This is a genomic window from Winogradskyella sp. PE311 (assembly GCF_046545555.1).
In the GTDB taxonomy this organism is placed as follows: domain Bacteria; phylum Bacteroidota; class Bacteroidia; order Flavobacteriales; family Flavobacteriaceae; genus Winogradskyella.
In genome coordinates this window covers 73,805-95,600 of sequence record NZ_JBHZTH010000004.1, presented here as the reverse complement: position 1 = coordinate 95,600, position 21,796 = coordinate 73,805, and the positions used below count along the sequence as shown (strand labels likewise).

The 21,796-nt window shown below is 32.5% G+C and carries 17 protein-coding genes; 6 read left to right on the top strand and 11 right to left on the bottom strand.

Annotation, left to right across the window (positions count from 1 at the left end):
• Window positions 1–314: 314 nt before the first annotated feature.
• A complete protein-coding gene (locus tag ACFWU4_RS13090; RefSeq protein ID WP_411128600.1) occupies window positions 315–1,553 on the bottom strand; it encodes a tetratricopeptide repeat protein in 1,239 nt (412 codons plus the stop codon).
• Between the two features lie 368 nt (window positions 1,554–1,921).
• On the opposite strand from ACFWU4_RS13090, the gene ACFWU4_RS13085 reads away from it, so the two are divergent.
• Entirely contained in the window at window positions 1,922–4,018 is a 2,097-nt protein-coding gene (locus ACFWU4_RS13085; protein WP_411128598.1) for a DUF3857 domain-containing transglutaminase family protein, read from the top strand.
• Window positions 4,019–4,139: 121 nt separating this feature from the next.
• On the opposite strand, the gene ACFWU4_RS13080 is transcribed toward ACFWU4_RS13085, so the two are convergent.
• The 4 genes from ACFWU4_RS13080 to ACFWU4_RS13065 all read right to left on the bottom strand — a co-directional run bounded on the left by ACFWU4_RS13080 (window position 4,140) and on the right by ACFWU4_RS13065 (window position 8,728).
• A complete protein-coding gene (locus tag ACFWU4_RS13080) occupies window positions 4,140–5,192 on the bottom strand; it encodes a serine hydrolase domain-containing protein (RefSeq protein WP_411128596.1) in 1,053 nt (350 codons plus the stop codon).
• A 462-nt stretch (window positions 5,193–5,654) separates the two neighbouring features.
• Window positions 5,655–7,109, bottom strand: coding sequence for a nuclear transport factor 2 family protein (locus ACFWU4_RS13075; protein ID WP_411128594.1), 1,455 nt, complete (start codon window positions 7,107–7,109; stop codon window positions 5,655–5,657).
• A 283-nt stretch (window positions 7,110–7,392) separates the two neighbouring features.
• Window positions 7,393–7,728 (bottom strand): hypothetical protein, encoded by a 336-nt coding sequence (locus ACFWU4_RS13070; protein WP_411128592.1) that lies wholly within the window; start codon window positions 7,726–7,728, stop codon window positions 7,393–7,395.
• Window positions 7,729–7,849: 121 nt separating this feature from the next.
• Window positions 7,850–8,728, bottom strand: coding sequence for an AraC family transcriptional regulator (locus tag ACFWU4_RS13065; protein ID WP_411128590.1), 879 nt, complete (start codon window positions 8,726–8,728; stop codon window positions 7,850–7,852).
• 206 nt (window positions 8,729–8,934) lie between these two features.
• On the opposite strand from ACFWU4_RS13065, the gene ACFWU4_RS13060 reads away from it, so the two are divergent.
• The 4 genes from ACFWU4_RS13060 (at window position 8,935) to ACFWU4_RS13045 (ending at window position 12,741) form a co-directional block, all read left to right on the top strand.
• Window positions 8,935–9,504, top strand: coding sequence for a Crp/Fnr family transcriptional regulator (locus tag ACFWU4_RS13060; protein ID WP_411128588.1), 570 nt, complete (start codon window positions 8,935–8,937; stop codon window positions 9,502–9,504).
• A 68-nt stretch (window positions 9,505–9,572) separates the two neighbouring features.
• Window positions 9,573–10,313, top strand: a complete 741-nt coding sequence (locus ACFWU4_RS13055) for an acyl-CoA desaturase (protein ID WP_411128586.1) — start codon at window positions 9,573–9,575, stop codon at window positions 10,311–10,313.
• 100 nt (window positions 10,314–10,413) lie between these two features.
• Window positions 10,414–11,313: an EamA family transporter gene (locus ACFWU4_RS13050; protein ID WP_411128584.1), complete on the top strand. Its 900-nt coding sequence runs from the start codon at window positions 10,414–10,416 to the stop codon at window positions 11,311–11,313.
• A 90-nt stretch (window positions 11,314–11,403) separates the two neighbouring features.
• A complete protein-coding gene (locus ACFWU4_RS13045) occupies window positions 11,404–12,741 on the top strand; it encodes an exonuclease domain-containing protein (protein WP_411128582.1) in 1,338 nt (445 codons plus the stop codon).
• A 13-nt stretch (window positions 12,742–12,754) separates the two neighbouring features.
• Here ACFWU4_RS13045 and ACFWU4_RS13040 read toward each other — a convergent pair whose 3' ends face one another.
• From ACFWU4_RS13040 to ACFWU4_RS13025, 4 genes are all read right to left on the bottom strand, one after another.
• Complete coding sequence (locus tag ACFWU4_RS13040; protein WP_411128580.1) at window positions 12,755–13,654, bottom strand: EamA family transporter; 900 nt, start codon at window positions 13,652–13,654, stop codon at window positions 12,755–12,757.
• Window positions 13,655–13,668: 14 nt separating this feature from the next.
• Window positions 13,669–14,982 (bottom strand): DEAD/DEAH box helicase, encoded by a 1,314-nt coding sequence (locus ACFWU4_RS13035; RefSeq protein ID WP_411128578.1) that lies wholly within the window; start codon window positions 14,980–14,982, stop codon window positions 13,669–13,671.
• A 118-nt stretch (window positions 14,983–15,100) separates the two neighbouring features.
• Complete coding sequence (locus ACFWU4_RS13030) at window positions 15,101–17,596, bottom strand: ABC transporter permease (RefSeq protein ID WP_411128926.1); 2,496 nt, start codon at window positions 17,594–17,596, stop codon at window positions 15,101–15,103.
• A gap of 35 nt (window positions 17,597–17,631) precedes the next feature.
• Window positions 17,632–18,321 (bottom strand): ABC transporter ATP-binding protein, encoded by a 690-nt coding sequence (locus ACFWU4_RS13025; protein WP_411128576.1) that lies wholly within the window; start codon window positions 18,319–18,321, stop codon window positions 17,632–17,634.
• Between the two features lie 26 nt (window positions 18,322–18,347).
• On the opposite strand from ACFWU4_RS13025, the gene ACFWU4_RS13020 reads away from it, so the two are divergent.
• A complete protein-coding gene (locus ACFWU4_RS13020) occupies window positions 18,348–19,088 on the top strand; it encodes an arylesterase (RefSeq protein ID WP_411128574.1) in 741 nt (246 codons plus the stop codon).
• A 19-nt stretch (window positions 19,089–19,107) separates the two neighbouring features.
• On the opposite strand, the gene ACFWU4_RS13015 is transcribed toward ACFWU4_RS13020, so the two are convergent.
• Complete coding sequence (locus tag ACFWU4_RS13015; protein WP_411128572.1) at window positions 19,108–20,451, bottom strand: DEAD/DEAH box helicase; 1,344 nt, start codon at window positions 20,449–20,451, stop codon at window positions 19,108–19,110.
• A gap of 742 nt (window positions 20,452–21,193) precedes the next feature.
• The gene (locus ACFWU4_RS13010) at window positions 21,194–21,793 is read right to left on the bottom strand and encodes a hypothetical protein (protein WP_411128570.1); all 600 of its coding nucleotides are present in this window, start codon (window positions 21,791–21,793) and stop codon (window positions 21,194–21,196) included.
• Window positions 21,794–21,796: the final 3 nt, after the last annotated feature.

Sequence of the window (21,796 nt, the reverse complement as noted above, 5' to 3'; positions counted from 1 at the left end):
CATTTTTCTCCACTCCTCTACCCTTTCTTAAAAAGAGTGTTCCATTAACTGAGTAAAGCAACTTATAGATTAAATTTTTCTACAGATAAGAAGACTAACATGCGCTTTTAACCAAAGCCCATGTTGTACATAACGCAAGTACATTATAGGACAAATGCTATTATTTGTTATTTGGTAAGAACATACCATTAGTCAACTATAATGATATTATGTAAAATATCCCAGAAGCTTTATTAATATTGGTTTTAATGTGAAGTATATAAAAACATTTATCACTATCTTGAAGATTTAAAAGATTCAAAATCATCTGCAGTTTATTCTTTACGATGCCTGAGTTCTTTTAATAGCATCGCTTTTTCTTGCTCTAGCTTTTCTATAATTACATTTTGAGAAGACACACGTTTATTTACTTTTTTAGCGGCTTTATTGCTTCTATATAGCATATAAGCTAATACACAGAATATTAATAGACCACTAGCTAACCAAATCATTTGATTTTTTTTGTTTGCAGTCTTTATATTTATCAATTCAATTTCAGTTTCTCTTTTATCAATTTGGAAACGTGCTTTAATTTGCTCTATTTCTTTTACAGAAACTTCATTAACTAAACTGTCTTGGTATTTGCGATTTACCTCTAAATAACTTAAAGCTTTATCATAATGTTTTCGATCTTTATAAAAATCAGTGAGTTTTTTACTAAAATCTTTAATCTGTTCTTTAAGACCAGCTTTGTGCGCGATATTAAAAGCTTCTAATAACTTCGATTCTCCTAAATTAAAATTTTGCTCCTTTATATTAATGTCTCCAAGCTCTCCAAGATAAACAGATGTAGAGTACGAATCATCTAAAGGTGTTAAGATTTCTATAGCCTCGTTAAGATGCTGTTTTGCAGCTTCAAAATTACCTTGAGTAGATAATACTAATCCTAGATTTCCTAGTGAATAGCCTTGCACAATAGTGTTATTAAGTGTTTTATTTCTTTTTAGGGTTTCTTCAAAATAGATAATAGCACTATCAAGTTTTCCTGCCAAACGATGAGTTTCACCAAGATTGAGTTTGGTTAATATAAGATTTCCCCTATTATCAGAATTAGCATATATCTCTTCTGCTTTTTTTAAATAATTAATTGCAGAGTTATAATCTTCATCACTTGTAGAATTACTAGCTAATTGACCATAAGTAGCAGCAGTCTGTTCTTTTAGACCTAAAGAATCATATATTCTAAGTGCAGTTAAAGACGCATCTAATGCTATAGAATTATTTCCTAAACTCCTTTCTACATGGCCAATTTCTTCCCATGCATTAGCTTGCAGTATCGTATTGTTTATTTCTTTTGCGATTGCTAACGCCTGTTTTGCAAAAAGCAGAGAGGAATCTGCCCTTTTATGATAATAAGACTTTAAACTCAAAATTCGAAAAACCTCTTCTTTAGTAAGGTTCTTTTGCCTTAAAATTTGATTAAGGCTATCAGCATTTATACTGTCTTGAGCAAAGGATGGAGTACATACTACTATTAAAAAAAAAGTAAATGAAAATATTTTATTAAAAATCACAAATCGATATTTATATTAATATACATGGTTGGCTTTTTTATCCTTTGAAGAAGGTTTTTATGCTTATTACTTTAATAACAATAATACGCAACGCTCAATAATTGAAACCGTAATAACTATTTTAAAACAAGAAGAGTTATTAGCCAAAAGACAAAATCGTTAAATTATTTTATACGCTAATAATTAAGGGAATGCATAAATGTAATGAAATTTGTGGAAATTTGATTTAAGCACATAAGTGAATATTTTAAACATTCCTCAAACATTTTTCTCCTCTCCTCTGCCCTTTTCTTTATTGTCTCATATTTTAAGTTATTTAAATCTATATCCATCATATTTTTAGTTAATTTGTTTTCCAATCGATTTATATGACTTACAAAACCATCAACTTTTACGCTTTACTTGTCTGCTTTTTTTGCAGTTTTAATATTGGAAATTCTCAGATTAAAGTCAGTAATGCGCCTAATTGGGTCGTTAATCAATCCTACGAGAAAAACCCAAATATTGATTTACAGGAAATCTCTTATGGTTTGCTTACCTTACTAAACGATGAGCAAATACATGTACCAAAAAAAGAGCGTTATATCCGTTTGGTAAAAAAAATAACTGATAATGTTGGTGTGCAAGATGGTTCTGCTATTTCTATTAACTACGATCCTACGTACCAACAACTTATATTGCATAATATATCTGTATATCGGAATGGAAAAACTATAAATAAGCTTAAGGTCAATGATTTTCAGACCATTAGACAAGAATCTAATGCGGAAAGTTATATTTATGATGGAAGCCTTAACGCCGTAAACAATCTAGCCGATATTAGAAATGGGGATATTTTAGACATAAGCTATACCATTAAAGGTTTTAATCCCATACATAAGGATGGCTTTTCTGGTGGTACGTCGTTAAACGATTTTCAGCCCATTGGCAAAATCAACTACTATATTATAGCTAAAAAAGTACTAAAACATAAAACTGTAAATACGGATATTGAACCAACAATTGGCTCGTATAAAGGTTATACAACCTATCATTGGCAGGCTAACCTTCCAAAAAAACCAGCCTTTGAGGACAACATGCCAAGTTGGTATTTGACGTATAATAACGTGTTTGTATCCAATTATGAGGATTGGAATGCTGTTGTAAATTGGGCTTTGGCTATTTACCAAGATGATGTAAAACTAGCACCAGAATTACAAGCAAAGATTAATCTTATCACAGAAACTTATGAAAGAGAAAGTGAACGTATTTCTGCCACGCTGAAGTTTGTACAAGACGATATTAGATATCTTGGTTTAGAGTCTGGCATTGGTGCATACAAACCTTTTTCTCCTAATAAAGTTTTAGAACAGCGTTTTGGTGATTGTAAAGATAAGAGTTGGCTCATGGTAACCATGCTTCGCCAAATGGGTATAGAAGCCTACCCAGTTTTTGCTAACGCTGTCTACGGAGAATCTTTGCATCAGTTTTTACCTTCACCAAAGGTGTTTGATCATGTGGTTGTAAATGTTATAGATAGTGACAATAACAGCTTATTTTATGACCCAACGATAAGTAATCAATTTGGGTATTATAAATCGGTACCATTTCCAGATTATGGCAAGGTACTCGTTATAAAAGAGGGCAATAATACTTTACAACAAGCTACTAGTAATAGTAAGGATTTGGTTGAAGTATTTGATGTTTTTGATATACCTACAATAGGTGGTTCTGGTACTTTAAAAGTCCTAAGTACTTATAAAGGCTCTGATGCTGATGACATGAGAATGCTCTATAAATCAACTAGCTTATCTTCAATTAGTAAGGATTTTAAAAGCTATTATGAAAACCTATATGAGGGTGTTGAAGTTATAGCGAATCCTACATTTGATGACGACAGTATATCTAACAAAATAATTGTTGAAGAGCATTATAGAATAAATGAAATCTGGCAACCTATGGTTGGTAGTGATAAAAATATTTCTGTTGATTTTATTCCATACAGTATTCACGATGTTTTTATTTCACCAGATGAAAAAACACGAAAAACACCATATGCGCTTTATTATCCTGCCCATAAGAAGCATCATGTCACTATTAAATTGCCAAGCCGTTGGAATTTAGAGAAAGATGATATTGCGGTAAGCTCTAAAAATTTTGAATTTTCTATGACGAGTAAAATGAATAGTCTAAAGGATATTCTCTATATAGATTATGAATATGAAAATAAAAATAGCTACGTAAAACCTGAAGATTTTAAAGAATTTTATGCAAAATCTAAAGAAGTAGAACAAATACTATCTTATTATATTTATATACCTAAAAGTGAAGCAAAAACCAAACCATTTGATACAGCCTTTGAAAGTGATGAAGTGGCTTCTAATGTAATTTCTGTTTTTTTCTGGTTATTTGGTACAGCGCTTGTCATAGCACTTATTTTGGTTGTTTTTGTGGTATACTCCAATAAGAAAAAAGATAAATACTGATATATTTATTTAGACCACTCTCCTACTTTGTTAATTAATTTTTTAAAGCGTCTAAAATCTACTTAACTGATTTAGGAGAATTAGCTTTATTTATAATCGTATTAGTAGGGTTGAATAAAAATCATTCCGTCTTTCTTTTTTGCAAGATTTTTACAACACGACTATGGGTTATTTCTAACAAATTCCATTGGTAACCTTCAAAGTCGGTGGTATTCATAAATTGTACGACTACGGCATCAATATCTTTATGATATTCTGCCATACATTGGTAACCTGCAACCAATCCTCCATGATTAAATTCATAAATAGACGCATATATTTCCATTTCTTTTTCATTGAGTAATGAACCATCGTTTAAGGCTCTTAAAAATAGACCTACATCTTCTGCAGTAGCAAGCATACCTTGTTCTTCGGTCTTAAAGTCGTTGTCTAAACCTACATAATATCCACTCATAACATCGTCTATATCTACTTCAGCCAATGAGCCAAACGTATTTTTTAGCCCAAGTGGGTTTAAAATGTTTTTCTTAAAATAGTCTTGTCTACTTTCTCCAGAAACCTGTTCTATAATACGCGAAAGCAATAAATAGTTGGTGTTAGAATACCCATAATCTTCGTTTGGTTCAAAATCTGCTGGCAAATCTAGCACATATTGAAGTACATCTATATTGGTATTTGGTTGATTCTTCCAATACTCAGCACGATCTGTAAAATTAGGAATACCACTTCTATGCTGCACCAACATGCGTAGCGTGATTTTATCTGCATGCTTTATTCTATCTGCAAGTTCTGGGAAATAATCTACAAGCGTTTTATCTAAAGACAAACGGTTATTATGCACTAATTGCGTTATAGAAACAGCAACATAGAGCTTACTAATACTGGCAATTTTAAATAAGGCTTTAGGATTAGCTGGTGTTTTTAATTCTCGGTTATTATAACCTGAGGCATAAAATGCTGGCGGCTTATTTCCTTCATCTACATAAACGATTACACCTTCAAAACCATAACTTCGGGCCTGGTCCACTTGCTCTTGTATGGTATTTGGCAATGGCATTATCCAGGCTTTAACTAAAATCCATGGCACAAACCATAAAGAAATAAACGTCCCAAAAAATAATACGATCCTAAAAATTTGCTTTGCTTTACTCGTCTTTTGATTTTTGTTTTCCATAACTCGCATCCTAATATTTTAAAGATACAGCAAACCTATTCTAAATTGTAATAACAATACATTCTCAATTACCGAATTGTAATATAATAGAGATGAATTGCAATTCTGAGTATAAGTACCCTGTAGTAAAGCGTTATAAAATAAAAACCCATTCAAATACTTGAATGGGTTTTAGAGACATAATTAAGGGTAATAAAAACGTTTTATAGCATTTACTTTTTCGGTAATTTCTTCTTGCAGAATGCCATCGCTTAATTTTAAAATTACTATTCTTCCATTTGGTTTGTAATTAGTTATTATTAGAGTTTTTCATTTAATAATACTTTTTTTTATAGATCACTATAATTTCTAAGAAGCCTCAAAAACAGTTATCTACTGGGAATAATAATTTGAGTTATCATTTCTATAATCGATTAGAAATATAGTGTGTAAACAAAATCACACACTATATTTAATTATGAATTAAAACTTTCCATTGTCATTCTTCCATTCAGCCTTTGGTGGTATCGGTGCGATAACATCCCAATGCTCTACGATAAGGCCATCTTCTAACCTAAATAAATCGTAGAATGCAGTATGCACGTCTTTACCAAACTTACCTTCGCTTAAAGTGAGCACAAAATTACCTTGACCTAACACTTTGTGCAGTGTATCGTATTCCATTACCATTTTATTTTCAGCAAAATATTTCATTGCAGCACCAAAACCTTCTAAACCATCAGCAACACCAGGATTATGCTGTATGTAGTTCTTAGGATTAATGTAATTAGTAATTACATCCATTTCTCCTTTTAAAAGAACGGTATTTATAAAGTCTTGTACTTTAGTTTTATTTGCTTCAGTTTTATCTAAATCTGTCAAGCTTGTGGCACCATCAAATTGGGTATGACCACTAGGATTTGCAGACGAAACAGGCAACATATTATCCCAATGCTCTACAATTTTATCATCTTCAAATCTGAATACGTCAAATGCCGCCTTAGGCCCAAAAAAATCATATTCAGTATGTGCAAATACATAATCTCCATCTTGGAACGCACGAATAACATTTGCTTTGAAACCACCTGGAGGTGCGTGTTGCATAACTTCTCCAAAACCTGCTAAACCATCACCTACACCTAAATTGTGCTGTATATATTTTTCTGGATTTATATAAGAAATCGGTGTTTGATCTCCTGTATTAAAGCTGTTTAATAATGCAACAACCTTGTCTTTTTTAGACATTTCTTGTTGTTTTAAAGTAGAAAGGGTTTGAGATCGCGTCATTTGTATAGAAGATTGATTCATCATACCCATAAACTCCTTTGAAGTTGTATCACTCATAAACGCTTGTATGTAACCATCTGAGTTTTCTTTAGTGTCCCAATACACTAGAACAACTTGTCTACCAGATTCATCAAAACCTGTAATACGTTGCACAAATCCTTTTTGTTTAGCAGTCTTTTCGGCTACTTTATTGTTTGTTAAATCAAAATCTGCCATAACAGCTCCATCAACTAGATTAAAAGACATCATTTCTATAAACTGACTATTCTCTGCTTTAAAATCTGCATTGATCGTATAGCGATTCATCTTCATAGAAGGACCTTCAATCATACCTGCATAATCAGCAACTGAACTGTCTCCCATAAATTTTTTCATTGATGCTTCTGCATCTGCAAGTGTTTTCCAATATACTATTACAGTATACTCACCGCTCTCATTAACTCCACTTTCGCGTCTAATAAATCCGGGTTGTTTGCTCGTAAAGTTAGCTTCAACTTGAGCATCTAGATTATTAAATGTTTGGTTATTGGCTGTCGTTTTTATTGAAAACGTCGTGACTTCTAATACGGAAGGCTCGCTATTGTTTTCTTCGTTTTTACAACTTAAAGTTAGTATAACTGCCATTGCAATTAATATTAATTTTTGTTTCATAATGTTCTTTTAGTTTATAATTATTGATATTACAAACCTATAGCTATACATTACTACAATGATTATAAAAGTTGATGGAATAATAGTAAAAGTGTAACCGAGTCTAAAGCACGTGTTTTAGAATAAAATAATACTTCTTGAATTATTACATGTTTTCAAATAGAGCATATTGTAATAAAACAAGAATAGCCGAATTTTATAATTCGGCTATACTACATGTTTAAATCAAAAAACACTACCAATCAATCAAAACTAAGCTTGATTTAAACATTAATTAAAGGTTTTATTCAATACCTAATTTTTTTAATTGTGCCTCATCTAAAATAGTTTTTAGTTCGTTTTTCCATTCAAACCGCAACTTAGTCAGTTGCTCCTTACGTTCTTTACGAGTCATTTCGCTTTTTGTACTTTTTAGATCTTGTCGGGCCTTAATCTTTTTTAAGTTTATACTATAAACCTCTTCTTTTTGCACTTTGCTTAAGTCTAATTTTTTAGCCATATGCTCAGTTTTACGACTAATTCTATCTTCCTGAGATTTCTGTGCCCAAAGCAACGATTTGGTACCAAAAAGTATGGCGAATACAACTAATGTTGTAATAAATATTTTCTTTCGTTTCATGTTTATAATTTTAATTTATTGTAATAACTAGTTTAGTTATTCTATACCACAAAGATATAGTTAGACTAAAGTGTAATGATTATACAAGTAAATCAAAAAATAGTGAAAGTGTTACCAAAGATTAAAATTGGCTTCTAAACTGAAGTGGTGTTTTCTGAGTATTTTTTTTGAAGAATTTAATCATATTTGCAGGCTCTTCAAATCCGGTTTTATAACTAACTTCTTTTATAGACAAGGAGGTAGATACCAAATAGCGCTTTATTTCCATAGTAACAAAATCATCAATAAAAGATTTAACTGTTTTACCCGTCAGCTCTTTTAAAATATCATTAAGAAGTTTATATGAAATAAATAATTTTGAGGCATAAGCTCTAGAGCTTCTGGTGATTATATAATCTGTTTGAAGCATATTTTTAAAATCACTAAACGTCTCTAGCCAGTGGATTTTAGCACTGTTAATTGCCTTATTTTCTTTTGCGCGCTCTGCCTTTAGCAAAAAAACTTGAAGTAAAGCTCTTAACATATCTCCTTTGAGAAAATTATTATCAAAATGATATTCATTATACAACGTATGCGCAACTCCAACAAAGTTGTCTTCGCCGAGGTCTTCTTTATGGATTACTGGCGATTCTAAATGGTAATTATATAACCGATTTAAATTGACATTTTTAGACAAGAAATAATGTTGTTCAAAAAATACACTATTTAGAACAATACAAAATCCTTCAGCATGTTTCATGTTTTCTGTAAAATGGTGGACTTGATTTTTTGCAATAAATAAAACACTCCCTTCATTTAAATTATAAAACTGAAAATCAACATAATGTTTGTAAGATCCCTTACTTACAACTACAATAAAATAAAATTGAATTTTATGAGCCTTAAAAGGGTCATGGTCATCAATTCCTTTTAGCTTTTGGTAGGTTTCAGACAACGTCATTACCTCTATATCTAATTCAATTCGTGATTTGAACGTGATTTTTGGTAAAGATTTTGACATACAGTAAATGTAATAAATTTATAGTATTTGTTTAATACCGTTGCGCCATGAGATTAGAAATTGTTTGCAGATGCACTTAAAAATCTAAAATTTATGGATCAATTCTTAATATCGAAAATCCTAAAGTAAGGAGCATCTTTATAATAAAACTAGTTGATTAAAACCACAATCCATATCTTTGATTTCTAAATTCAAGAGGATTAAAATTGGAACAAATTAAAGCGTATTTAGATAAAATAGCAGATATATCGCAAGCAGATTGGGACTATTTTACGTCCAAATTACAACGCCGAATTATTAAAAAGAAAAGCATTTTTCTAAAATTGAATGCCATAGAAAATCACATCTCTTTTATAGAATCTGGTGTGGTACGTTTATTTATCCCAAAAGACAATCCGGAAAAAGAAATCACCTTTGGTTTTAGCTTTAAGGACCAATTTATTAGTGCCTATGATTCTTTTTTAACACAAACTCCTTCGGCTTATCAATTGCAAGCACTTACAGATACAACCATTCTAAGTATAACTTATGACGATTTACAATTGGTATATACACATACTCAAATCGGTAATCTTATCGGTAGATTAACAGCAGAACGACTGTTCTTATTAAAATCTAAACGTGAGCAAAATTTACTCAACCTAACTGCTGAGCAGCGTTATTTAAAATTGTTTAAAGAACGTCCGGAGTTATTAAAAATAATTCCTCTAAAATATATCAGCTCTTATATCGGAGTTACTGCACAAGCTCTAAGTCGAATTCGTAAGCGTTTATAAAACCCATTTAATTGATTTAGGTTCATTGTTTGGCAAGTAGCATCAAATTACCTTTGCAAAAAAAAGTTATGGCGATAGTTGTTTTTGTTTTGGTGCTTTGGTATGGAGGTTTGTTTTTTCAATCTTTCTTTTTACACCGCTATGCAGCACACCAAGTCTTTACAATGTCTAAGACTATGGAACGTATAACCTTTGTTCTTACTTGGATTTTTCAAGGTTCGAGCTATTTAAGTGCCTATGGTTATGGTATTATGCATCGCATGCACCATGCCTATACAGATACAGAGAACGATCCGCATTCTCCGTCGCATGATGCTAATCTTTTTGCAATGATGTGGAAAACCAAAACTATCTACCAGGATATTAATAAACAACGTATTACAATTGACGAGCGCTTCACTAAAAATGTACCGCAATGGAAAACATTTGATGCTTTTGCTAGTTCGCGTTTGTCAAGAATTCTTTGGATTTCGCTTTATATTCTATTCTTTGTGTTTTTTGTGACCACTTGGTGGCAATGGCTATTACTCCCAATTACATTTTTAATGGCACCAATACATGGTGTTATTATTAATTGGTTTGGACATATTTATGGTTATGTGAATTTTAAAATGAAAAACACCAGCAAAAATCTGTTTCGCTTTGATTTTTTAATGATGGGAGAAGGCTATCACAACAACCATCATAAGCATGCCAGCCGTGCTAATTTTGGTGTAAAATGGTACGAAATAGATATCACCTATTTAATTATAAGAGTGTTGGATGCTATTGGTTTTATAAGATTAAAACCGATTAAAGTAAAAAAATAGTAACACTATTAAAATTTTCGAATTTTATAGTCCGATTTGCACAAAATAACGCAATAGGCATGTAAGTACTTTTTAAAATTCTAATATCTTCGCGCGCATTATGTGGATGTATCTAGGACTTTTAGCGGCTTTATTTTTAGGACTACATAATTTATGTAAAAAACATGCAGTGCGAGGTAATGAGGTTTTCCCTGTATTGCTAGGTACAATATCTTCGGGTTTTTTACTGCTATTACCGTTGTATTTAGGTTCTGTGTTTTATGAAGACTACATGCTTACGACACAGCTTTACATTTCTAACATTCCTTGGAAAACACATGGCTTCATAGCTATCAAATCTGCAATAATGGCGTCTTCTTGGGTTTTAGCCTACCAAGCTCTGAAACACTTGCCAATTACTATTGTAACACCAATACGATCAGCTGGTCCATTTTTTACCTTTATTGGTGCTATTTTAATATACCAAGAACGACCAAATATTTTACAATGGATTGGGTTCTTTCTTATCATTGGTTCTGTACTACTCTACTCTAGAATCGGAAAAAAAGAAGGTATTATTTTTAAACGTAACAAGTGGATATTTGCAATCATTGGCGCCACTTTTCTAGGTGCTTCTAGTGGCTTGTATGATAAATTTTTAATTCAAAATTTAGACCTAAGTCCACAAACACTTCAATTTTGGTTCTGTTGGTATACAGTGCTCATTCTTATGGTTATTTTGTCGGTTACCTGGTTTCCTTATAAAGAAAAACGAAAAGCATTTCAATTTCGATGGACTATTATTGCCGTTGGCATATTATTAGTTGCTGCAGATTATTTTTATTTTAAGGCCTTACAAGATCCTGATGCGTTAATTATGCTATTATCAGCCATAAAACGAAGTCAAATATTAATTGCAGTTGTCATTGGTGGCTTGGTTTTTAAGGAACAAAACAAACGTAAAAAACTTATTCCACTCCTCGGTATAATGATTGGTGTTTTCCTAATTTTATATTCTTAAATAAGGTAAAGTTAGTACAATCAAAATCTTCAAAATTTAAACAAAAACTATTAAATTGCAGTAGCTTCTAAAACACAGAAAATCTAATAAATGATTTATACCATCATCGATGTTGAAACTACAGGACAAGGCAATCGAATGACCGAAATTTCTGTTTTTAAATACGATGGCACTGCTGTTATAGATGAGTTTACATCATTAGTTAATCCTAATAGCTACATTCCTGAACATATTACTGCATTAACAGGTATTGATAACGCCTTAGTTGCTGATGCTCCTTATTTTGAAGACATAGCCCAAGATATTCTCAGTATTACATCAGATGCAATTTTTGTAGCACACAACGTGAATTTTGATTTTAACGTTATTAATGGCGAGTTTAAACGCTTAGGTATTGATTTTACGAGAAAAAAACTCTGTACAGTTAGATTATCACGAAAGCTATTGCCAGGACATCGCTCATATAGTTTAGGGAAATTGTGCAATGATTTAAACATAAATCTTGTTGACAGACATAGAGCAAGAGGTGATGCAGAAGCCACAACTATTCTTTTTGAATTACTATTAAAACAACCTGAAGCTGACGCTGTATTTTCTGAATTTCTTAATAAAAATTCGAGAGAAGCAACCTTACCTCCTAACTTACCCAAATCGAGTTTTGAAGCCTTACCTAACTCAGCAGGTATTTATTATTTTAAGAATAAGAAAGGGAAGGTTATTTACGTTGGTAAAGCAAAAGACATTAAGAAACGTGTACTAAGTCATTTCTATAGCAAGACTAAAAAAGCCCAAGATATGGTGAGGGAAACTGGTGATATAGATTTTGAGATCTCTGGAAGTGAATTAGTTGCTTTATTAATGGAAGATGCGGCAATTAAACACCACTTCCCTATTTACAATAAAGCCGCTAAGCGGACCATTCAGTCGTTTTCAATCTTCTCGTATGAAGATCGTAAAGGTATTCTTCATTTAGCAAGTAATAAAGGGCGTTTAGTACCAAATCCAATAATTACATTTTATAACGTTAGAGATGTTCGTTCTTTTATGGAAAAGCTCTGTGCGAAATATAATTTATGTCCTAAATATTGTCACCTACAAGAAGCGGTTTCTGAGTGCTCACACTATAGTATTAAAAATTGTAATGGTATTTGTCGTAACAAAGAATCGGTTGAAGCTTATAATAACAGAGTCCTCGAAGCTATTTACGATATTTCAGATCATAAAGATGATATAGTCTTTAAGGAAAAAGGTAGAACTTCAAATGAAGAAGCCTTTGTATTAATTAAGGGCGGTGATTATATGGGTTACGGTTTTATTGAGAAAACAGAAACTATAAGCCATATTGATGATTTACAAACCTTTCTAATTCCTCAGAAAGATAATATTGATATTCAGAAAATTCTACGACCGCGTTTAATGAAATTATAGATTCGCTGTCTTTTTAAATGCCTTCTTTCTTGCGAGTTGTAATAAAATAAACACCCGTAAGTAAAACAGAAGCTGCTATTATAGATTGAGCACTTAATGTTTCGTCTAAAACGTACCAACCTAATATCATTGCTACAATAGGATTTACGTATGCAGATGTGGCAACTTTCTCTGTTGAAACCTGCTTTAAAAGGTAATTAAATGCAGTAAAAGCAACAATACCACCAAATACAATTAGAGCTACCATTACTAATTGCACTTTAAAGCTCCAGTCTAATGGAGATGTCCAAGTTTCTCCCAATGAAAGACTTGTAAAGGCTAATATTATACTTGCAATGGCCATCTGATAACCAGAACTCACAAAATAATTTTTTGGTACGTCAGCCTTAGCAACAAATACGCCACCATAACTCCAACTTAAAACACAAGTGAAAATCATGAAGATTCCTAGTAAGGTTTTTTCGTTAGTGACCAATTCTTTCTGGCTTACCAGCAGATACATACCTATGATACCCAAAGCAACGCCTATTAAAGATTTAGGACGCATTTTCTTCTTATCCATAATTCGCATAAGTAATAAAACAAACAAGGGTTGTGTAGACGCCAATAAAGCACCAAAACCGCTATCGACATATTTTAAGGCCCAAACAAAAACACCATTTCCATATACTAAAAACAGAAAACCAACTATAGTAGAATTTAATAGCTGTTTTTTAGTGATTTTAAGACTGAATTTAAAAGCTTTGGCAATAGCAAAAATTAATATACTTGCGCTAAAAAAGCGGATTGAAGCCAGAAATAACGGCGGTAGTTCTGTAACCGCAATTTTATTGAGTAAATATGTCGATCCCCAAATAACATAGATGGCGATAAATGCTAAAATTATTAAGGTTTTAGAACTTGGTTTTTGCATTATTTATTTAAAAATTATATAGCATAAACTCTCACTTTTTTCTTCTTTAAACGTACATTATTCAATTTGTCAACTAAAGTCTCTGAAATAGTCTTTGGCACGGCAACAAAAGCACAATCTGGTTTTAATTCAATAACTCCCAATTGATCTTTTGAAATACCACCTTGTTTAAAAAATAAGCCAGCAATATCACCTTTAGAAATTTTATCTTTTCGACCACCAGAAATAAATAAAGTGGTCCAAAACGGTGGTTTTATATGTGTTGCGGTATTCAACTTAATGGTTTGTGATTTACCTATAAAATCTGGAAATACTTCACGCTCTCCCTTTATTAAATAAGCTGCTCCTTTAGAATTTACTCTGGCTGTTCTACCATTTCTATGTGTATATTCTTGTATTGCTATAGGAATTTCGTAATGTATAATATAACCCATCTCAGGTATATCAATACCACGCGCAGCTAAATCACTTGCCACAAGTACTGAAACACTTCCGTTTCGTAATTTTATTAAAGCACGCTCACGTTCGCGTTGCTCCATGCCTCCATAAAAACATGTATGTGCTATATTTTTTTTATCTAAAAACCGACTCAAATCTTCGAGACGTTCTTTAGTATTGCAAAAGACAATACCAGGTTCACTTCCTACGTGATGCAATAAATCAACTAAAGTATTGTGTTTGTTTGCTGATGGCGAAACTACAGTTTTAACCTCTAGTTTAGCACTTTGTTTTTGTGTTAAGAAATTTAAGGTTTTAGCACCTTCCATATTTAAGTACTTCGGAATCGAAGCACCTTGAGTTGCAGACGTTAAAATGCGTTTAGTAACATTGGCTAAATAACTCATTATGAATTTCATCTCACCACCTGCCCCAACTTCTATCGATATGTCGAACTCATCAATAACTAAAGTCTTAATGTATTTAGTAGTAAAGCGTGCCTGCTCAAAATGATCAGCCAAACGACCTGGTGTACCTATTAAAATAGTTGGTGTATGCTTCAATTCTATTTTGTCTTTAGAAATAGCACGACCACCATAAATGGCATTCGCTTTGTAACCAGAGCCCATATTTCTAACTACAGTTTCAATTTGTATTGCAAGTTCTCTAGATGGCACAACAATTAGTGCTTGGACTTCCTCTATTTTAGGATCTAATTGATCTAATAACGGTAATAAAAACGCCAGAGTCTTTCCTGTACCAGTCGGAGACAATAGTATTGTTTTTTCACTTTTATCTATAGCTTCCAATGCCTGATGTTGCATTGCATTAAGTTCATAAATATGTAACTTTTCAAGAATTTCTTGTTGCCCCTTTATCTGATTTGCCATAACCTTAATTCATATGTTGTTGCTAAGAAAATCTATTCGCTAGAACTTGCAACGTACGAACAAAAGTAAGTATACCATTTGTAGAAACACTAAAATAAAAACGTTCACTATTAATATTTTAGCCTTCTCTTCTTAAAACTTCTAGTGGAGAACTTCTAAGTACAGTTTGGATATTACTTAATCCAATACATACTACAAGTAAAGTTATGCCTGGCAAGAAAATTGAAAACGGAATTAGCGATGGTACAAAAGGTGCCTTAAATACAAATAGTGCTAAACATAAACTACCTGCTAAAGCTAAAATAATACCAACTAAGCTTCCAAGTAGACCTAAAAACACATATTCGAAAGCAGAAATTTGTAATATTTGCTTGTTCTTTGCTCCCAGCGTTCTCAAAAGTACACTCTCTTTAACACGCTGATATTTGCTGGTTCTTACAGAACCTATAAGTACGACAATACCTGTAAGAATACTGAAAAATGCCATAAAATTAATAATCCAAGCCACCTTGTCTAAAATATCTTCAATAATAGTATATACTTGTCGCAAATCTATTACTGAAACATTTGGAAACTGTGCCACCAAATCACGCTGTAAATTAGCAGAGCTTATTTCATCTGGCGCAGCTGTTGTAAAAACATTAAATTGCGGGGCTTTTTCTAAAACACCTTTAGGAAATACGATAGAGAAATTTAATTGTAGTTGGCCCCAATCTACTTTACGAATACTGCCAACTTTGGTTTCCATAAGAACACTTTGTACATTAAAAACAATAGTATCTCCAACAGAAACTCTTGCATCTGCAGCTAAATTATCTGAGATTGAAATCGGCACAATTTCGCCAGGTGATGCATTAGAATACCATTCTCCATCTATTAATTCTTCTGAAGCAATAAGCGTATCACGGTAAGTTGTTCTAAACTCATGGTTTAAAATCCAACCTCTTACTTGTCGTGTTGTGTCTTGACGTAAATCATTTACCAATTGATCCTTGATTTTATGCATACGCATGGTTACCAATGGTATATTATTTAAAATTGGTAGACTGTTTGCTGTAATACGTTTGGCAACTGCATCACGCTGCTCACTTTGAACATCTAAGATGATAATATTAGCAGTCTCGGCTGTTTCACCAATCTCTGTTTTTGACAATAAAATATCTTTTGTGAAATATAAAGTACTGATTAAAAATGTCCCCAAACCAATAGCAACAACAAGTACAACGGTTTGGTTATTAGGTCTAAATAAATTAAGTAAGCTCTGGCGCGCTGTAAAACCCCATCGTTTTGGAAAAAACTGTCTAATCAATTTAATAGTAAGCATCGCAATACCAGCTAAAACAGAAAAAGTAACTAAAGTTCCAAATACAAAACCTAGTGCAAAAGACGCTTTTCCGATGAGCCAATACGAGAAAACGAAAAGAAAAACTAAAATCCCAGTAAAAACCATAAAACGTACGCTTTTTGGTTCTTGCTTTGCTGATTGATTAACTCGTAAAACCTCTAAAGGCGAAACATACCACGTTCTCAATAAAGGTAGTAAGGCAAATAATATAGACATAAATAAACCTAAACATATACCTATTAATATAGGTTGAGCAGAGATTGTAATTTCGACGGTAAAGGGCAAAAACTCTTGGAGTATATAAGGAAATAGTTCTTGAAGACCAACACCAATGAGCGACCCTATTAAACCTCCAATTATCCCTATTCCTGCAATTTGAATTAAGAAAATTAAAAAACTCTGTAAACGTGAAGCTCCCATACATTTTAAAACTGCAATGGCTTTCAGTTTTTCTTTAATATAGATATGAACTGAGCTGGCGATACCAATACAACCTAGTAATAATGCAATAAATGCTGCCAGATTAAGGAATTTACCAACATTATCATAACGTCTTCCTAAACGTCTACTTGTACTCGTATGTGTATCTAAATCTGCTTTTTCATTATCGAGTAATGGATCTATTATTTTTTCAAAATTATCTAAATCTAAAGTGTCAGAAGCTTTATAGAAAAATTGATATTCTTTTCGACTTCCAAATTGTAATAACTCTGTATCTTCAATAAAACGATAAGGAATTATAATTGGTGGTGCTACAGATGTGGATATGGCTGTACTTCCAGGTATAGCTTTTAGAGCCCCAGAAATAGGTAAAACTAACTTACCAACTTTAATAGAATCTCCAGGTTTGATATTAAATTGCAACAACAAAGTCGCATCAACTAATGCTCCACCTGAATCTTGATAAGTTCTTGACGCTGATGATGGTTGCGTGTCTATAGTTCCGTAAAAAGGAAACGCTCCATCTAATCCTCTAACTTTAACCAACTTAGTGCCTCCATTTTTTGGAAAGGCAATCATGGACACAAAATTTACCTCAGATGCATCGGGTTGTAATGAGTCTATGATAGCTTGCGCACGTTCTGTCGGCACTTGTCTCGAATCAATAATATAATCAGCTCCCATTAAAGATTTGGACTGACGCTTGATATTATCCTTTAAATTAGTGCTAAATAATTGAATAGATACTACAGCAGCTATTCCTAAAATTATGGATGCCATAAACAAAAACAGACGCACACGACTAGCTTTAGCATCTCTCCATGCCATCTTAAAAAGCCAAGATATATTTAGTTTAGATGAACTCAAAGTGCAGAAGTTGGTTGATTTGTTAATATTTGACCTCCTTTAAGTCGAAGAATCTGCTGTGTACGATTGGCTAATTCTAAATCGTGAGAAATAATAACAAGCGTTGTACCTGCTTCTTTATTTAAATCGAAAAGTAACTTTATGACTTTCTCCCCTGTTTCTTCATCTAAATTACCAGTTGGTTCATCCGCAAATAAAATAGAAGGTGCATTGGCAAATGCTCTAGCTAAAGCCACGCGCTGTTGTTCTCCACCCGATAGTTGTGACGGATAATGATGCATACGCTTGCCTAAACCCACTTTTTGAAGAAGATCCTTACTCGTTACTGTTGCGTTTTTTGCCCCTTGTAATTCTAAAGGCACGCTCACATTTTCTAAGGCCGTTAATGTTGGTAACAACTGAAAATTCTGAAAAATGAATCCTACTTCTTTATTTCGTAATTGCGCACGTTCATCTTCATTAAGCCTATTTAAATCTTGTCCGCACAGTTCTACTGTACCTGCATTGGGTTGATCTAATCCTGCACAGATACCTAATAATGTTGTTTTGCCACTACCAGAAGGCCCAACGATAGAAAAGGTTTGTCCTTTTTCAACATCGAAAGAGATGTTTTGCAAAACCGTTAATTGTTTGTTACCACTGGTATAAGTCTTTTCTAACCCAGTAATCTTTAATATCTTTGACATGCGAATTATAAATTTAAAGGACAAAAATGTCGAAGGCTCAAAATAATCAATTGCAATTAATTCTACCAATTACAGCGGTACATAAATCCTTAAAGTTTTGTTATTTTATTATAGCTTTTTGTTTACTAGGTTGTGCAGATAATTCATCAAAAAAAACTACTGAAGAAAAAGTGACTACAGAAATCAATGAAGAAACTGAGCGTGTAGAAACAAAACCACAAACCATTTTGTGTTTTGGGGATAGTATTACTGCTGGTTATGGCCTAGATGATAGCCAAGATGCGTTTCCTGGGGTTTTACAAAAAAAAATAGATACTTTAAATTTAAACTATACTGTTGTTAATTCCGGATTAAGTGGTGAAACTACTGCTGGAGGAAAAAGTCGTATTAACTGGGTTATGAATCAGGCTGTTGAAATATTTATATTAGAACTTGGTGCAAATGACGGTTTGCGTGGTGTACCTTTATCTGAAACCCGATTGAATTTACAAACTATTATTGATGTTGTGAAATCTAAAAGTCCTGAAACTAAAATCATCTTGGCAGGTATGGAATTACCGCCAAACATGGGTCAAGATTACACTTCAGAATTCAGACAGCTTTTTGTTGATATCGCAGCTCAAAATAGTTTAGCTTTTATCCCATTTATTTTAAAAGACGTGGGTGGCATTGCTGAATTAAACCAAAATGATGGCATTCACCCAACTGTTGAAGGTCATAAAATTGTTGCAAATACCGTTTGGAATACTTTACAACCTATGCTATAGCAATCTTAAAATCTTTAAATTAAAGCTTCTTTTTTTTAGGTCGTTCACCTTCACTTTTAGCATGACTTAATGATGTTTCAGCTATTTGTTTTGCCAATATTTTTTCAATCAGTTCCTCTTTTGTTAAATGATGAAACATCGTTCTAACCTCTTTACGGAGGTGCTCCGAAATATTACGATTAGGTTTTGTTTTAAATATCTTTTTCGCCCATAATATTATCTTATTTTCTTCTATACTTTGGGCATCTGCCTTTTTTATTTCAGAAAAATGAATCCCTAATTCGTCTTCAAAGTCAGCAATATCTATAACTTCTTCTTGTTGTAAAATTGTAATCGCTAAGCCCTTTGCACCTGCTCTAGCCGTTCTACCACTTCTATGCACATACGCATCATAAGTGTCTGGTAAGTGGTAATTAACTACATAAGCAACCTCCTTAACATCTAATCCTCTTGCGGCTAAATCAGTAGCAACCAAAATATCAATATGCCCTTCTCTAAATTGTCCCATTATACGATCTCTAATCCCTTGGCTTAAACTACCGTGAAGTGAACCTGAAGAAAATTTATTGATAGCCAAATTCTTTCCTAGTTTATTAACTGCGGCTTTTGTCTTGCAAAATATAATACCACGTTGCCCTAATCTAGCATTTAAAAAATGAAGTAAAACATCTAACTTTTCTATTGGTTCTACAACTACATATTGATGATTTATACCTTGGTGTCCAAGAGTTGACATATCTACCTCAATATGAACTACATGTTTGGACATATAGTTCTGAATTAATTGCTTAATTGTGCCTGGCATCGTTGCTGTAAACAATAATGTACGTCTAGATTTTGGAATTTCTTTAATTATAGCATCTAAACCCTCCTTTAGCGCACTAACCATTTCATCAGCCTCATCTAATATAAAATATGTAATACTAGAAATATCAACAGCGTTGCGTTTTACTAAGTCAGCCAGACGACCCGGCGTTGCAACAACAATATGTGTTGGACTTTGTAAACGTTCTATCTGTGGTTTAATAGGTATACCACCACAAACTGTAGCTATAGAAATTTCTGGTGAATACTTTGTGAAAGCCTCTAAATTCTTACCGATTTGTTGCCCTAACTCCCTAGTAGGCGTTAAAATAACGGCTTGTATTTGGGCATTAGACGTGTCTATTAGTTGCAATAATGGTAATCCGAAAGCAGCTGTTTTACCAGTTCCTGTTTTAGCCAAGGCTACAACATCTTCCTTTTTCTTTAGTACTACAGGAATAGTTTTCTCTTGAATATCTGTTGGAACCATTATCTGAAAATCCGCTAGTGCATGCGTTAAGGCATTATTAATTCCTAAATCGGAGAATTTTTTTGACATAAAATTAATTTTGGTAAAGGTAAGAATACTGTTCTTTTGATGATGGAAAAAACGGTTATATCCTTATTAAAAATCAGTTCTAAATAATGAACAGTTATATCATAAAGTTCAAAACTTCAATCTTCAATTCTAATTATTGAAAAGAATGAGGCAAACGTTATTTAGTCTGATGGATTAAACTGTTTTTACCGCTCGTAAAGCTGAAATACATCATGAATATAATTTGTGGGTGATATAGCGCGTAGATAGCCATATTTAATGATAGGTTTAGTATAGTTTTTTAGATAACGAAGATCCAGTAATATAGCGTCTAAAAGTCCTTTTATAACTGCCAAAGATTCTGCACTAAGATCAAATCGAGATTATTGATAATCTTTATCGTTCCAATTAAAAATAAATGATATAAGGCGATTTTGATTTAATATTTAGTCAAAAAGTAGGAAAAACTGTAATTTATAGTATTAGATTTTATTACAAGCCGTAGCCATTTCCAAACCTTAGGCTCAAAATAAATCCGTGTATGTTGGCAATTGGCGAGTTGTTTGAAGCGATATTATAGTTATAGATTAATCTAAAATTGTCAAATAAATAGAGCCTAAAATCACAGTTAAAATATTTGTAATAGCTTTTTCGCTGTGCGGAATGAAAATAAAATAAGTTCTTAATACATCTAAGATAATTAAACGAAAAAAGTCCCAAGCATTAAGCTTGAGACTCTATGAAATAGTTTATTAAAGTTTTTTTATTTTGAGGATACTTTATAATCCGTCAATACAATATCTTTTTGAGCTACTAATATACCTTCTATTTTCTTTGTGGTTAAAATTCTTTTAGCGTCACCTTTTTTATTTAAACGTTTTCTGCATCGCTTAGTTAATAATGGATCATCATTAAAAAGTAAAGACTCTAACTGAACTTCATTCTTTGATTGTTCCTTTATAATTGGAAAAATTTGTTGCATTCTGTTATAACGTCTGTCGTTACCTGGCACAAATGTATAAAAGGTGTATTTACCATCTTTGTCTGTTTTCACCCAGCTTCTATGAAACACATAACGATCATCACCAGACCGTCTTAAATCGAAATCTCCGTTTTCATCTGGTTGTTCTATAAATACGATTACATTTTCTGCTGGTGTAACACCATCACTTTGAAAAATAGTACCACTTAATTTAAGCTTATTAGTCTTAGATCTAAAATCTGGAATGGTATCTGTATTGTTAAGGTGATCTTCAGCTCTATCGTAAATTGGACTATTATTTGAATAAAGTTCTTGCGCATTAAGAGGGTTAATAGCACTAAAAAAACAAAATACGCAAAATACTAGAATAAGATTTTTCATAAG

What these genes read in the sequence shown, in the direction of transcription:
- ACFWU4_RS13065 (WP_411128590.1), bottom strand. Translation starts at nt 8,728, where the DNA reads ATGTCAAAATCTTTACCAAAAATCACGTTCAAATCACGAATTGAATTA.
- ACFWU4_RS13070 (WP_411128592.1), bottom strand. Translation starts at nt 7,728, where the DNA reads ATGAAACGAAAGAAAATATTTATTACAACATTAGTTGTATTCGCCATA.
- ACFWU4_RS13080 (WP_411128596.1), bottom strand. Translation starts at nt 5,192, where the DNA reads ATGGAAAACAAAAATCAAAAGACGAGTAAAGCAAAGCAAATTTTTAGG.
- ACFWU4_RS13055 (WP_411128586.1), top strand. Translation starts at nt 9,573, where the DNA reads ATGGCGATAGTTGTTTTTGTTTTGGTGCTTTGGTATGGAGGTTTGTTT.
- ACFWU4_RS13075 (WP_411128594.1), bottom strand. Translation starts at nt 7,109, where the DNA reads ATGAAACAAAAATTAATATTAATTGCAATGGCAGTTATACTAACTTTA.
- ACFWU4_RS13040 (WP_411128580.1), bottom strand. Translation starts at nt 13,654, where the DNA reads ATGCAAAAACCAAGTTCTAAAACCTTAATAATTTTAGCATTTATCGCC.
- ACFWU4_RS13010 (WP_411128570.1), bottom strand. Translation starts at nt 21,793, where the DNA reads ATGAAAAATCTTATTCTAGTATTTTGCGTATTTTGTTTTTTTAGTGCT.
- ACFWU4_RS13015 (WP_411128572.1), bottom strand. Translation starts at nt 20,451, where the DNA reads ATGTCAAAAAAATTCTCCGATTTAGGAATTAATAATGCCTTAACGCAT.
- ACFWU4_RS13025 (WP_411128576.1), bottom strand. Translation starts at nt 18,321, where the DNA reads ATGTCAAAGATATTAAAGATTACTGGGTTAGAAAAGACTTATACCAGT.
- ACFWU4_RS13035 (WP_411128578.1), bottom strand. Translation starts at nt 14,982, where the DNA reads ATGGCAAATCAGATAAAGGGGCAACAAGAAATTCTTGAAAAGTTACAT.
- ACFWU4_RS13020 (WP_411128574.1), top strand. Translation starts at nt 18,348, where the DNA reads ATGTCGAAGGCTCAAAATAATCAATTGCAATTAATTCTACCAATTACA.
- ACFWU4_RS13030 (WP_411128926.1), bottom strand. Translation starts at nt 17,596, where the DNA reads ATGGCATGGAGAGATGCTAAAGCTAGTCGTGTGCGTCTGTTTTTGTTT.
- ACFWU4_RS13045 (WP_411128582.1), top strand. Translation starts at nt 11,404, where the DNA reads ATGATTTATACCATCATCGATGTTGAAACTACAGGACAAGGCAATCGA.
- ACFWU4_RS13085 (WP_411128598.1), top strand. Translation starts at nt 1,922, where the DNA reads ATGACTTACAAAACCATCAACTTTTACGCTTTACTTGTCTGCTTTTTT.
- ACFWU4_RS13050 (WP_411128584.1), top strand. Translation starts at nt 10,414, where the DNA reads ATGTGGATGTATCTAGGACTTTTAGCGGCTTTATTTTTAGGACTACAT.